The following is a 13196-nucleotide window of genomic DNA, read 5'->3' as shown; positions in this document are numbered from 1 at the left end:
AGATAAACATACGATAACTTATCAACAATCAACTAAATACGAGCGGCCGTTCTGCTCCGCATAGCGGCCGTTGAAAAACGCATTTGCGACCGCCAGAGGGCGCAAACTGCAGCAGCAAACTAATGCTGGGTGATCAGTATTATGGCTCGGAGAATGAAGAAACAAGTTTTGAGTTGTTGTTTTCCGGAGAGTATTTGATGAATATTCCTAGGAGCCTTCTAGATGAACAGGGTTATCTTCACATACAAAAGAGTGCGTCAAATGTGGGGGATAGCTATAAATACTATATTACTGTATATGAATGTGCGGAGGAGAGGTATCAAAACCTCATACAACAGACGTTGCCAAAATTACGACCAATATTTAGCGGGTTAGGAAAAGATGTTCCAGAAAAATTAACCCGTGAGAATGTATTTGAATTAATGGTTGCTATAGGAGAGCAAGCTTCTTCATATGTTATCAATACTTATGAAGTAAAAGGTTCTTTGTTGAAGGATGTTTTGCAATCTCTTTACCCACAATTTTCATTATTCTTAGCAGATACTAACCTAGATGTTGGGGCATCTGCTTTTCAAAATCAGTTCAAGAAAATAATAACCTCTGCTATTGAGAATCATTTGGAATCGGTTGTCGATTTGCAGAGAAATATAACTGCGACTATGAATGAAGAAATAAGTACGATTAAACAATATATGAGTACCCATTATTCTGGCTTGGCAGACCTATCTCCGAATATTAAGTATGATTGGTCAAAACTTATTAATTTTGATGTTGTGATGAAGGACTCAACTGGGTATGAAATTAATATAGCAAATAAAGGAACCGGTGTGCAGCGATTGTTTATGGTTTCATATTTTCAATATTTGGCTGAAAAAACATGTACAGAGGGAGATAGTTATGTCTTTGCAATTGAAGAACCAGAAACTTTTCTGCATCCCGGCGCACAAAGAGTTCTGCTAAATTCATTGAAGGCCATTTCTGAAAATCATCAAGTAATACTTACGACCCATTCGCCAGTATTTGCAAGTGAAATTAACAATGAGAATATTATCGTAGCAAAGAAAGATGAAAAGCAGTCTAAATATTACCAAAAAGAACAAGTTTCCTCAGAACAATTGGTAGAAGAATTAGGGGTTCGAGCAAACGACAGTATTATCAACAGTAAATTATTGATTTTTGTTGAAGGAAGCAATGATGTGAAATTCTGGGATATTATATATAGGAAAATCACTGGTCGTTCATATATGGATGATGGAATATTGTTTCTTCCTGGTGGAGGCAATGAGCTTCACAACATTGCCGAGATGAATCTAATGCACAGACTGAATAGAAATTTTATGGTTATTGTGGATAAAGATTCTGGCGCTGTTGATTATGCAACAAAATTAGAAAAACAAAATAGGCTTAAAACTCTGGTTGAAAGTAAGGGGGGACAATTAGTTGTACTTCGAAAAAGGGAAATAGAGAATTATTATTCCCCAAGCGTCGTATGTGAGATGTTATCCGAAAAGGGATTTGAAATAGATAATATTGAAATTTCTGATTATGAAGATGTTCAGCGAAAGATAAAACAGTTGTTTGCGGGAAGACAAGTTCAATTTAAAATTAAAAATAACCTGGAAGTGTTTGAAAGGATGTCGTTGGATCAGTGGAAAGCAGTGAGTTCCTATTGTGCCGATGGATTAACACTTTATGAATTTGAAGAAATAATTGAATCAATTAACGAAAGATTATAGAGGGTTAGCCTTCCTGTGATGAGATAGAATGGTATAGCAAAATAGTGGAGCATATAAAGCTTTAATTAAATAATAAATTTCCCCTCTTGACAAATTCGGGTACGGGAAAAACCTATGCGTCTGCATTTGCCATGCGTGAACTCGGATTTAAGAGAGTGTTATTTTTGGTACATAGAAACCAGTTAGCAAAACAGGCAAAACGCTCTTACGAAAAAGTATTTAATAAACAAATTAGCATGGGCATCGTAGGTGCGGGAAAGCATGATTATGATGAAGATTATGTGTTCGCAACCAGAGATACTTTATGGAGAGAAGAACATCTGCACCGCTATAAGCCAACAGATTTTGATTGTATTATTTTAGATGAAGCACATCATTCTGCTGCCAATACTTACCAGCGAATCATGAATTACTTTACACCAAAGCTATGGCTTGGTATGACCGCGACTCCGGATAAGCGAGATGACAATATAGAAGGTCGGAATATCTATGAAATCTTTCATTATCAGATTGCTTATGAGATTCGTCTGCAGCAGGCTATGGAAGAAAATATGTTGTGTCCATTTCACTACTTTGGTATCAGTGATTTATCCATGATTGGTGATGGGAAAGGCAGGAATAAGACAATTACAACAGAAGATTTCAATCTTCTTACCAGTGATGAACGAGTAAAACATATCATAGAGCAGGCAAACTATTTTGGGTACAGTGGAGATCGTGTAAAGGGATTGATTTTCTGCAGTCGTATTGCAGAATCAAGAGAGTTGTCGGATAAGTTCAATAAGATGATTAACCCGGATACTGGGAAGTTTTTCAGAACCATTGCCTTAAATGGAGATGCCGATGAAAATGAGCGAGCAGAGGCGTTTGAACGGTTGGCGATGAATGAAGCGGATGCCACAGATGATATTCAACCGCTGGATTATATTTTTTCTGTTGAGATTTTGAATGAGGGTGTGGATATTATCGAGGTGAATCAGGTAATTATGCTCCGACCAACCCAGTCTCCGATTGTCTTTATACAGCAGCTCGGTCGTGGGCTTCGTAAGGCGGATGGGAAAGAATTTGTTGTAATTCTGGATTTCATTGGTAATTATGAGAAGAACTTTATGATTCCGATTGCCCTTTCTGGTGACCGGACGTATAATCCGGATACCATTCGGAAGTATGTGATTAGTGGGAATAGTACGATTCCGGGGGCTTCCACGGTTCATTTCGATGCCGTCGCAAAGGAAAAAATCTTCCGATCCATTGATAAGATTCGTGGAATGAAAACAATCATTAAAGATAGTTATATCTCATTAAAAAACAGATTGGGACGAGTTCCATATCTCATGGATTTTTATGAAAATGGAGAGATCGATCCACTGGTAATTATCAGAGAGTATAAAACTTATCAGGATTTTTTGGTTTCGGTTGAAAAGGAATGCTATAGAGAAAAGGTTACGGATCAGGAAAAGCTCACATTAGAGTATTTATCCAAAACGGTCCTCAGTGGGGTTAGGCCGTACGAATTAGAAATATTAAAACGCTTATTTAAGTCAGATCGAATTTCAATAGCAGAATTAACGGATGAATTAAAAAATGTCTATTTACATTCTTTTGATGAAGCTTCTCTTGAAAATGCGATTCAGGTATTAGAGGGACGGTTTGTAAGCAAAGAAGCTGAGTATCAAAAATACAAGAAAATAGATATTATTGGTGACCATGACGCAAAGTTTATCCGTAGAATGGAGAGTTATGCGAAAAGACTCCAACACAGGGAGTTCTATAAGCAGATAGATGATCTGATTTCTGTTGGACTTAGGAGATATCAGGATAAATTTGCTGAAAAACAGGCTGCCGATAGTCCTTTCGTACTTTATGAAAAGTATTCCAGAAGAGATGTAAGTTTGCTGATGAACTGCGGGCGAGATCTTTCATCCATCATGTATGGAATGAAACGAATTGGAGATGATGTTTTTATTTTTATTACTTATCATAAGGTTGGTGCAGAGAGTGAAGAATTACAGTATGCAGAAGGTAAACCGGATTATGCGGATGCATTTACGGATAGTATGATCTTCCGCTGGGATTCTCAGATTGGTAAGGGACCGGAAAGCAGCTATATGCAAGATGTTACGGGAGCGAAGAGGAAACATTTGATGGTCAAGAAAAGTGATGCAGAAACAAGCTTTTACTATATGGGGACTTGTGACATCATATCAGCAGTAGGGGATAAAAAGATGGATAACAACGGAAAGATGAAGGACATCACGAAGGTTACCATGAAAATGCATCAACCAGTCAGAGAAGACCTGTTGAAGTATTTGGAGAGCAATCTGTTAGATGAGGAGGGCAAAGCTGTATGAAAACTATAAGAGTTGTTGCAGCTGTTATTTGCGATAGTTTTGAGACCAAATCAAAGATATTTGCCACGGCGAGAGGATATGGAGAACTGAAAGGCGGTTGGGAATTTCCCGGCGGCAAAGTGGAACCAGGAGAAACACCGCAACAGGCGTTGAAACGAGAAATTATGGAAGAGCTTAACACAGAAATTGAAGTTGGTGAGCTGATTGATACCATTGAATATGATTATCCGACTTTTCATCTTTCTATGGATTGTTTCTGGTCGAAAGTAAGTGTAGGGAAGTTGGAACTCAAAGAAGCGGAAGCTGCGAAGTGGCTTACAAAAGATGAATTAGATAGTGTAGCGTGGCTACCGGCAGATATTACGCTAATTGGGAAGATTAAAGAGTGTATGAGCGTAATATCAACGAAGGTGACAAGGTCTACTTTGACGAAGAGAATAACTTAGAAAAAATACAAGAGAGAACTGACCTGTATGGCTTCACTGAGTGAAAGGAAGTATGGAAATGGATCCTACGATTGATTACTACAACCTTAATGCAGAAAACTTCATAGAGAGTACACAGAATGTTGATATGCATCAGGCACAGGACCGATTTCTACGATTATTGGATGAAAACGCATTGATCCTTGATTTCGGCTGCGGTTCCGGTCGTGATACCAGATATTTCATGGATAAAGGATATCAGGTTACAGCAACGGATGGTTCGGCGGAAATTTGTAGATTAGCAAGTATCTTTACCGGTATTGCAGTGAAAGAAATGCTGTTTCAGGAATTGGATGATATCAATACATATGGTGGCATATGGGCTTGTTCTTCTATTTTGCATTTGCCAAAGAATGAGCTGCTGTTGGTGATTCGAAAAATGTGCAATGCGCTTAAAGATACCGGCGTAATCTACACTTCCTTCAAATACGGTGATTTTGAAGGTGTGCGTAATGGTCGGTATTTTACAGATTTTAATGAGGATTCCTTTAAGGAATTCCTAGCAGGGATTCCGGAGATTACGATAGAAGACCATTGGATCACTGGTGATGTCAGACCAGGAAGGGGTGATGAGAGGTGGCTGAATTTAATACTCCGCAAATAGGATATTCCTTACATATCAATGGAGAGTACCATAACACCCTGGATATTGAGGGCTTTTCTCAGATGATGAAGGATCCTTCCTACTGTTATAAATTTTACTGGCTGGAAGCAATCGTGGATGTTGTTTCTGAGGGTATTCAGGATACAAACTTTGATGCGATTATCGATGAGATGATCTGCAATGCCTGGTATTCCGTAAGAGAATTTCATATTCATCTTAGCGGCATGCAGGCAGATGGACTTGTGAGAGATGGTCTGGAACGTGCTGTTCTTAAACTGACAGAACTCAGTGATCTGCCGGCAAATGCATCCAAAGTGGAAATCAAAAATGCAATCCGGGAGCACAATGCCGACCTGAAACTTGCTAAGGAACAGCTGACCAATATGGTTCCCGGTCGGGCATTGGCAGGCTTTTTCTCAAAAAGTGCAGAAGAAGTGCCGTGGGGAAGTATTCGTAGATTAACCGAGTATATCAGACGAATCGATAGTACTGTAATTCGACTGCCGTATACCTTTGGAGACAGCAGTAAACTGAAAAAAGAAGTCCATTTCAACTCAGACTGGATGAAGATGATCCAGGATAATACAGTAAATATCCTTGGATGGATTCAGTATGAAAAGGTGAAATGGCTGCAGAATAATAATCCGGAAGTCCCAAGCCTCATTTACAAACTGGCACCAATGGATGAAAAGATGCGAAAGCTGAATAATGTGCGTAAGCTATGGGAAGGCATTCTGGATGTGCGAGAAGTCAGGGATGTCTTTACCGGCAATCCGATTGTGTCCAAGCAGTATGATGTGGATCATTTCATCCCATGGTCATTTGTTATGAATGATGAGCTTTGGAACCTGATGCCGATGGATTCTTCTCTGAATTCTTCCAAGAGCAACAAGCTTCCGAAGTGGGATCCTTTCTTTATTGTGTTTGCAGAAAATCAGTTTAGTATGTACAAACTGATCTACGAGAAGGAAGAATTGCATAAACGTTTTGAAGCTTGTTACAGAGATAATCTTCATTCTATCTGGGCCGGTCAGGACTTATACAGACCTGGGAATACCAAGGAAGAATTCTACAATATCCTGCAAAAAAATATGCAGCCGGTCTATGACTCGGCAAGACGGCAGGGATATGAGATCTGGAATTATCAACTGCTTTAATGGTTGCGGAAGAGAAGAGCACATACGGATGCGAAAAGAAATGGAGGAAGAAGAACATGGGATGTGTATATTTTGTCCGACATGGACAGACAGTGTGGAATGTAGAAAATAAAATATGTGGTGCGACGGACATTGCCCTGACAGATATAGGTCATCAGCAGGCAATGGAGACTGGAAAAAGGATTCTGGAAGAAGGAATTCAGGCAGATGAAATTTTGTATTCTCCGCTAGTGCGTGCTGCAGATACTGCCAGACATATCGCGGAGATCACGGGAATTCCTGCCAGGGTTGAACCGAGATTGATTGAACAAAACTTTGGAAAGTGGGAGTCCACTGCCAGAGATGGGGTGGAATTTAAGAAAGCCAAGGAAGATTTTTGTTGCAGATATGAAGGTGGCGAATCTATGCTGCACTTAGCCCAGAGGATTTACAATCTTTTGGATGAGATTAAGGAAGAATCGGATCATAAGACCTATATCCTGGTAGCACATAATGGTATATCCAGAGTCGTTCAATCGTATTTCTACGAGATGACAAATGCAGAATACGCCGCATTTGGAGTGAAAAACTGCCAGATTCTGCGATATGATTTTGAATGATGAGAAAATAGCAAAAAATTGGAATGATATATATCGGAGATAACAAATCATGTATACTGTAAAAAGAATTGAGGAAGACCTGGATTTTGGTTGTGAAGAACGGGAAGAAGGTACACCGGTTATGGCTGTCGTTACACTCGTTGATTCTTTTGGTGAGGAGATGCGAGTGAAGGCAGAAGATGCTATGCTCTATGAACGAGATATCAATGAAGGTGATAAGGTCTATTTTGGCAAAGATAAATTAGAAAAAGCATAAGGAGGATTGATCGAGATGGCTTCATTTGATCAGAAGCTCCGTACTTTACATTTGATGAATATCCTCCTGGAACGTACCGATGATACGCACATGCTGAACGCATCGGAATTATGCACGATTCTGGATCAGGAATATGGCATCAGTACGGATCGAAGAACAATATATACAGAGATGGAGATCCTTGATAAATTCGGACTGGATATCCAGCAGAAGAAAGGAAAGAATCCTGGCTATTATATCGGGGCCAGAGATTTTGAATTGCCGGAGTTAAAACTCTTGGTAGATGCTGTACAGTCCTCTAAGTTTATCACGGAGAAGAAATCCAAGGAACTGATAACGAAATTAGAGAAGCTCTGCTGTAGGACGGATGCTGCAATGCTTTCCAAATATGTTTTCATCGTAAACCGTCCCAAGACAGAGAATGAAACTGTTTATTACAATGTGGACTACATTCATACTGCAATCTACGAGAATAAAGAAATTAAGTTCCATTATGCAGAGTGGACTGTTAAGAAAGAACTGAAACTGAAAAAAGACGGTGCATTCTATGTTGTCAGCCCGTGGGCACTGACCTGGGATGATGAGAATTATTATCTGGTAGCTTATGATGCAGCGGCCGGAATTATCAAGCATTATCGTGTAGATAAGATGCAGAATACAGAGATTCTGGAGACAGAGCGTAAAGGGGAAGAGTCCTTCAGGAACTTTGATCTGGCTGCATTCGCTAAGAAGACCTTTGGAATGTATGGTGGTGTAGATGCGGAAGTCACACTGGAATGCAGGAATGAACTGGCCGGTGTTATTATCGATCGCTTTGGACATGATGTATGGTTGATCCCGCAGGGAGAAGATTATTTCAAAACCAGAGTTCTGGTATCAGTAAGTCCGCAGTTCTTTGGCTGGGTAACTGGTATCGGATCCGGAATGAAGATCACGGGACCGGATAATGTGAAGGCTGAATATAAGGCATATCTGCAGGATGTACTTGAGAATTATTGATCGGTTATAGGTGAGATTATGGTTGAAGTATCAAAACGTGATTGGAAATTGTTCCGTGAGAAACTTCCTGGTGTATTTCTTAAAAGCAACTGAACTAAACCAACGCTTGACTGATGCCCGGAAGTATGGCCGGGAAAGCAGTACCATAAATGGCCTGGTAAAACCATCTTGTCTGATCATTGATGAGATAGGCAGATGCGTTTTTGACAAAGAAAACACCCGAATGTTTTTTGATGTCATTGACCGAAGATACAATAAGGAAGGGCCAAACACTATGATATTTACAAGCAATAAAGGACCGGATAAATGGGGAGAATTCTTCAACGAAGATTCCTCCCTGTTATGTGCCCTTGACCGTATATTTGATGATGCCACAGTATTCATGATTAAAGGAAACAGTTACCGTGGAAAAAACTATGAAACAATAGCATTATCAGCCGGTGCTCCATCAGCACTACCTAAAGCACAACATTAAAGAAAGGAAAAGCTGATGCATTGGTTATTTCTGTCCGACTGAGATTGGTCATTTTCTCCCGACAATAAATGGCTAATTTCTCCCGACGCTAACATGGGAAAGATTTGTGTTTTTTTATTAGTTTGCCAGATTATACGATAAAAAAGCTTATGAAAATGGGGGATTTTGCTATTAATGAAGTGAACTATCTTAGAAAAAAATGGGGATATAGCCATATTGAAATGTAAATAGTTTGAGGAATGCAGTGACTATATGGAATCTTCGATGGAATACACATCTACGTAAATATAATAAAAAACTAGGTGGAAAAATATTATGCGTTTAGAATTTTACCAGGAGGAGAGAGATGACTAAACAAGAATTTTTAGATTTTTGCCATGAAGAATTTACAAAACGAGGTTTTAAAAAAAGGAAAAAAACTTATTATTTGAACGGTGAAGGAATTTTGGTTGGCCTTTATTTGCAAAAATCAATGGCTGAGGCATATTATGTTGAATTTGATTTTTTCATTGGGGAATTCAAAAATCCTAAATTATACCCGACTACGTATGAATCAGATTATTATGGGCGTGTATGTGTTTTGTCGAAGGATATAGATGAAGGAGACTATTATATGACTGCTTTGATAGAATATGAGTTATATACACCGGAAGAATTAAAGCCGTATTTTGATAAAGCATTTGATGAATTTATTATGCCACCACTACTTGAAGGGAAAGAAACTGTATTAAAGATCATGGAATATTATGATGATTATACACTAGAGGAAAAAGAAAATATTATAGAAAAGCTACAGCTTGATCAATAGTATGGTGCTTAAGGAGTTTTGGGCTTCTATATGGCTCTGGGAATGGACTGGCGGAGAGAAATTCGTTCAGGTATAGAGGGTATTATTACGATGCGGAAGTATGTCTGTATTATCTGAATGGAAGAGCGAGAAGAGAAAACGATTTATAAAAGATCCATTAATTCTATTGTGAAATGGGTTTATGTGAGGTTAAAATAAAGCTGATATTTATACAATAATTTTGTTATGTTTGAGATATTTTGAAGGGAGGAATCAGTCTTGACCAGGAGAAGAACATATCAGGATAAAGAACTCCTGTTAAGAAATTATGTGAGACTAAATAGAATTACAAAGACAGAGTTCAAACAGTTGATGCGGCTTTCAAAAGATAAAAGCTCAGTGATTAGATTTGAAGTGGCTACAATTCTCTTTGATGTTAAGAATCAAGCTTCAAAGAAATTATTATTTCAACTTGCGAAGGATAGAGATTCCTTAGTAAGAGCAGAAGCATATACCTCTTTGTCTGGATTTAAATTTGCTGATGTAGAAGAATTTTTACGAAAGGCAATTGAAAGAGAAAAGGATGAACTTGCTTGTTCTTATGCTATAACATCATGGGGCGAAGTTGCGCTCAAATTATTTGACGAACATGATGAAGATATAAATTATGTTAATAAATTATTGAGAACACATAAAATTATGGTATCAGAACGTTGTAGATTAGAGTGTTATTATGCATTATATGGATTTGGTGATAAAAAAATGCTTAAGAAAATCATGAAATTTTTAAAAAGTACTAATCCATATATTCGTTATATTGTATATGATACACTGGAATTAAGTGTAGACCAGGATAATCGTTCTGAAATAATCGATGTGCTCGAGAAAATGCTAGTAAAAGAAGAACTTCCAGAGTATCGAAAAAAGATTATTTCTTTTTTGAAAAAACAGATAGTTGAAGTTAGCGTTAAGAACAACAACTAATAATTAACTACAAAGCAAAAGGAACGTCTAGCCCACCGGTCGTTCCTTTTTTGCACCCAAATTTCAAGGAAAGGAAGTGAAAATAACATGAAACAGCGTATATTTATCATTAGCTCCAGAGAGATATCAATGGGCTCATTGACAGTACAGGAACGGAGGTAGTAACCTATACGTATGATGCAAAGGAAAACTGCTGAGTAAGAAGAGAAAGGAAAAGATGAAAAATGCCATTAGATGAATTAATAGTCAAATCTGATGAAAAATGGATAAAATTCAGGATACAGCTTACGCTTGGAATACTGATTATTTATTCGATAATATGTCTTATATTAACAGTGGCAGAGCATGAAAGTTTGAAAACATTTATTGGGTATTTTCTTATTATTTCTCCACTTTTTCCAATAGGACTCTGGCGTTGGTGGAATGAAGGAAGAACGATAATTATAGACAAAAAAGGATGTTTAATAAAGTTTTTATTTTACAAAAAGTATTTTTTATGGAATGAATTGAATGTTAGACAGATGAGGCCAAAGATAGGTTTATGGGAATACGAGGGCGTTGTGTTTTCCGCACATGCTTATGATCGCCCTGAAGATAGCAGTAATTGTGATTACTATATGCTAAAGCATCCTTTTACTTGTTTTGTGGTGAATTTTTCGGGGAAACATCGTCCGATTATGTATGGACAAGCCTTGCCGGTTGTGATTGACGGTGAAATCTGCTCAATAGATAAAGAACGATTTATTAATAAAATGGAAGAGTGGAATGTCAAGTTAGAGACGGTTCGGAAAGTTAATGAAAAAGATTCCTATATTGAAAAGTAATTGAATCTTTTATGGAATATACATCCGACAGAAGATAGGGCAAGAGTGTTACCGATTCCAGGGGCAACCAGACTTCCGTGGCAGTCGGAAAGACTACCAAGTAAACTGGATGAAGTTAAAAGAATTGAGAATTAAAAGGGAAGATTGTTTAAATAAGGTGGTGTTGAGATGGTACCTAAAAAAGTAGAAGCATATTAAACGGGTATTAAGAAAGGGACACTAAGAATGAAAAAATATAAAAAGAGCTCTTTAAAATACAAAAATAGAGCTTGGGTTATAGTTTTTACTAATATATTACAATTATTAAATTTTATGATGCAACTGATGGTCATGATATTAAAAGGTCAATTTGAAACAAAAGGAGCGGAATGGAGATTCGAATGAAAAGGAAATATCATTTTTATTTAGAAAGTAAAAAACAGATTATAGAATTTTTGAATAAATATGAAGTTCCATATGAAACGCATACTACCATAAGCTTAAACGATAGAATGGAAAAAGTTACAGAGGATATGTGTGTATTTGATTTGTATGGTGATGAGGATACATATCGCAAATTTAAATGGCAATTCCCGAATTATGCAAGTGAAGGAATACGTTCGATTGAATATTCTGAGAAAGAAATAGAAGAGTCGGAATGGTTATTTGTTTACAATAAGAGTAATAAAGTACAGTGGGTATATGATGAAGAGTCGTTTAGAGAGACGTGTAGGGTTAAAATTCCAATTATAGGGAGCCATTATAGACATGCAGAACAGGTAAAATGTTTATCCGCAACAAAAGCGGTAAAATGGGGAACCAGGCAGTTTTTTAGTGGACCAAATGCTATGGACGATATTATATTTTGTTCGGATAAAGCAAGAAAAATGTTGCAGGATAAATGGAACGGATTAGAATTCTGGACAGTCAAAAAGTATAATACCTGTCAAAATATTGAAGATCTTTATCAGCTTGTATTTAATGAAAAATTACCTATTGAAGCGATTAGTGGGTGGAAAAAAGGGACTTGCAGTATTTGTGGGAGAAAGATTATCCGTATACCTAAGGGAGAGGAGCAGATTTCTATTAATAGAAAATATTTAACAGATTCGAATAGTGTGTATTCTACAGGAGAGGTATTAACAGGTGATGTTTTGGGATGCAATACATTTTCATTAAATATTGTTCCTCAAAGTTTTTATCAATATTGTAAACAGTATGAAATGAATCGGGGATAAATATGAATAGAGAAATAGAAGAAGAAATAATAAAAAAATATGTGAAAAAAAATAAACAGGAAAGAATCCTATGGGAAATAAATAATCCTAAAAAGAGGAAGGGGATTATATGGCATTTTGATAGGCCAGATATTATTAAAGGGGATTGTCTGCAACCAGTAGAGTATATGGATAGAGAGATTATGAAAGATTTTTTGATTAAGAATAGTAATCTTGGGAAAGTGTATTTCATAGGTGAAAGTTTTATTGGTTATTTATCAAGTGAAGAGGCGGCAGAGAGAGCGAACACCGGTGAGATTTGTATTATATATTGTGGAAATGGTATAGGGTATTATCAAGGGGAACAAGAAAGAGGAAAACCACCTAGATTCTTGCTAAAATAGGTAATTACAGTAAAATATTTCAATAGAAAAGGTGGTGTTGAGATGGTACCTTAAAAGTTATTGTAAATTGTGAAAATCGTGCCATGATAATTGAAGCTCTCGAGAAGCGGTTGATAGCGGAAGAACTAATGGGATGGCGCGAGGAGATGCTGCCTTTTTGGAAGAAATTGATCATTGAAGAGACGCTGGAAATCACTAAGTAATAATAATTGGTTAGAAAAAACAGTCAGGAGCTTCTTGTATAATTCAAATATAAGGAATTCCAAGAAAGAAGGTTGAGAAAAAAATACCTCAGTGTAAAATAAGATTACTGACTTTGCACGGTTAGTAAAAAATCTT

14 protein-coding genes are annotated in these 13196 nt (G+C 37.3%); all 14 read left to right on the top strand.

From position 1 onward, the window contains the following. Window positions 1-122: 122 nt before the first annotated feature. The 14 genes from ACTNB3_RS17005 to ACTNB3_RS16940 all read left to right on the top strand — a co-directional run bounded on the left by ACTNB3_RS17005 (window position 123) and on the right by ACTNB3_RS16940 (window position 12857). Entirely contained in the window at window positions 123-1736 is a 1614-nt protein-coding gene (locus tag ACTNB3_RS17005; RefSeq protein WP_441027108.1) for an ATP-dependent nuclease, read from the top strand. Between the two features lie 86 nt (window positions 1737-1822). Continuing rightward, window positions 1823-4087: a DUF3427 domain-containing protein gene (locus tag ACTNB3_RS17000; protein WP_441027106.1), complete on the top strand. Its 2265-nt coding sequence runs from the start codon at window positions 1823-1825 to the stop codon at window positions 4085-4087. Next, window positions 4084-4533 carry a (deoxy)nucleoside triphosphate pyrophosphohydrolase gene (locus ACTNB3_RS16995; RefSeq protein ID WP_441027104.1) on the top strand — a complete coding sequence of 150 codons (450 nt, stop codon included), beginning with the start codon at window positions 4084-4086 and terminating at the stop codon, window positions 4531-4533. The genes ACTNB3_RS17000 and ACTNB3_RS16995 overlap by 4 nt, the downstream gene beginning before the upstream one ends. A 58-nt stretch (window positions 4534-4591) precedes the next feature. Further along, window positions 4592-5176 (top strand): class I SAM-dependent methyltransferase, encoded by a 585-nt coding sequence (locus ACTNB3_RS16990; RefSeq protein ID WP_441027102.1) that lies wholly within the window; start codon window positions 4592-4594, stop codon window positions 5174-5176. Continuing rightward, complete coding sequence (locus ACTNB3_RS16985; protein WP_441027100.1) at window positions 5149-6333, top strand: HNH endonuclease domain-containing protein; 1185 nt, start codon at window positions 5149-5151, stop codon at window positions 6331-6333. Before ACTNB3_RS16990 ends, ACTNB3_RS16985 begins: the two co-directional genes overlap by 28 nt. Window positions 6334-6389: 56 nt before the next feature. Beyond that, entirely contained in the window at window positions 6390-6932 is a 543-nt protein-coding gene (locus tag ACTNB3_RS16980; RefSeq protein WP_441027099.1) for a histidine phosphatase family protein, read from the top strand. Window positions 6933-6981: 49 nt separating this feature from the next. Next, window positions 6982-7188, top strand: coding sequence for a hypothetical protein (locus ACTNB3_RS16975; protein WP_427808462.1), 207 nt, complete (start codon window positions 6982-6984; stop codon window positions 7186-7188). Between the two features lie 15 nt (window positions 7189-7203). Next, entirely contained in the window at window positions 7204-8187 is a 984-nt protein-coding gene (locus tag ACTNB3_RS16970) for a helix-turn-helix transcriptional regulator (protein ID WP_441027097.1), read from the top strand. 22 nt (window positions 8188-8209) lie between these two features. Then, window positions 8210-8662 (top strand): ATP-binding protein, encoded by a 453-nt coding sequence (locus ACTNB3_RS16965; RefSeq protein WP_441027095.1) that lies wholly within the window; start codon window positions 8210-8212, stop codon window positions 8660-8662. A 346-nt stretch (window positions 8663-9008) separates the two neighbouring features. Continuing rightward, window positions 9009-9470, top strand: coding sequence for a DUF4304 domain-containing protein (locus tag ACTNB3_RS16960; protein ID WP_441027093.1), 462 nt, complete (start codon window positions 9009-9011; stop codon window positions 9468-9470). 258 nt (window positions 9471-9728) lie between these two features. Beyond that, entirely contained in the window at window positions 9729-10433 is a 705-nt protein-coding gene (locus ACTNB3_RS16955) for a HEAT repeat domain-containing protein (protein ID WP_441027091.1), read from the top strand. 224 nt (window positions 10434-10657) lie between these two features. Continuing rightward, window positions 10658-11257: a hypothetical protein gene (locus ACTNB3_RS16950; RefSeq protein WP_441027089.1), complete on the top strand. Its 600-nt coding sequence runs from the start codon at window positions 10658-10660 to the stop codon at window positions 11255-11257. A 380-nt stretch (window positions 11258-11637) separates the two neighbouring features. Then, entirely contained in the window at window positions 11638-12474 is an 837-nt protein-coding gene (locus ACTNB3_RS16945) for a hypothetical protein (RefSeq protein WP_441027087.1), read from the top strand. Between the two features lie 2 nt (window positions 12475-12476). Next, on the top strand, window positions 12477-12857 hold the full coding sequence (locus ACTNB3_RS16940) for a hypothetical protein (RefSeq protein ID WP_441027085.1): 381 nt from the start codon (window positions 12477-12479) through the stop codon (window positions 12855-12857). Window positions 12858-13196 lie beyond the last annotated feature (339 nt).

It is taken from the genome of Bariatricus sp. HCP28S3_D3 (assembly GCF_052065755.1).
Classification (GTDB): domain Bacteria; phylum Bacillota; class Clostridia; order Lachnospirales; family Lachnospiraceae; genus Allocoprococcus.
The sequence above is the reverse complement of the archived record's forward strand: the minus strand, read 5'-3'. Positions and strand labels throughout refer to the sequence as shown.

What these genes read in the sequence shown, in the direction of transcription:
- ACTNB3_RS17005 (WP_441027108.1), top strand. Translation starts at nt 123, where the DNA reads ATGCTGGGTGATCAGTATTATGGCTCGGAGAATGAAGAAACAAGTTTT.
- ACTNB3_RS16995 (WP_441027104.1), top strand. Translation starts at nt 4,084, where the DNA reads ATGAAAACTATAAGAGTTGTTGCAGCTGTTATTTGCGATAGTTTTGAG.
- ACTNB3_RS16990 (WP_441027102.1), top strand. Translation starts at nt 4,592, where the DNA reads ATGGATCCTACGATTGATTACTACAACCTTAATGCAGAAAACTTCATA.
- ACTNB3_RS16980 (WP_441027099.1), top strand. Translation starts at nt 6,390, where the DNA reads ATGGGATGTGTATATTTTGTCCGACATGGACAGACAGTGTGGAATGTA.
- ACTNB3_RS16975 (WP_427808462.1), top strand. Translation starts at nt 6,982, where the DNA reads ATGTATACTGTAAAAAGAATTGAGGAAGACCTGGATTTTGGTTGTGAA.
- ACTNB3_RS16970 (WP_441027097.1), top strand. Translation starts at nt 7,204, where the DNA reads ATGGCTTCATTTGATCAGAAGCTCCGTACTTTACATTTGATGAATATC.
- ACTNB3_RS16960 (WP_441027093.1), top strand. Translation starts at nt 9,009, where the DNA reads ATGACTAAACAAGAATTTTTAGATTTTTGCCATGAAGAATTTACAAAA.
- ACTNB3_RS16950 (WP_441027089.1), top strand. Translation starts at nt 10,658, where the DNA reads ATGCCATTAGATGAATTAATAGTCAAATCTGATGAAAAATGGATAAAA.
- ACTNB3_RS16945 (WP_441027087.1), top strand. Translation starts at nt 11,638, where the DNA reads ATGAAAAGGAAATATCATTTTTATTTAGAAAGTAAAAAACAGATTATA.
- ACTNB3_RS16940 (WP_441027085.1), top strand. Translation starts at nt 12,477, where the DNA reads ATGAATAGAGAAATAGAAGAAGAAATAATAAAAAAATATGTGAAAAAA.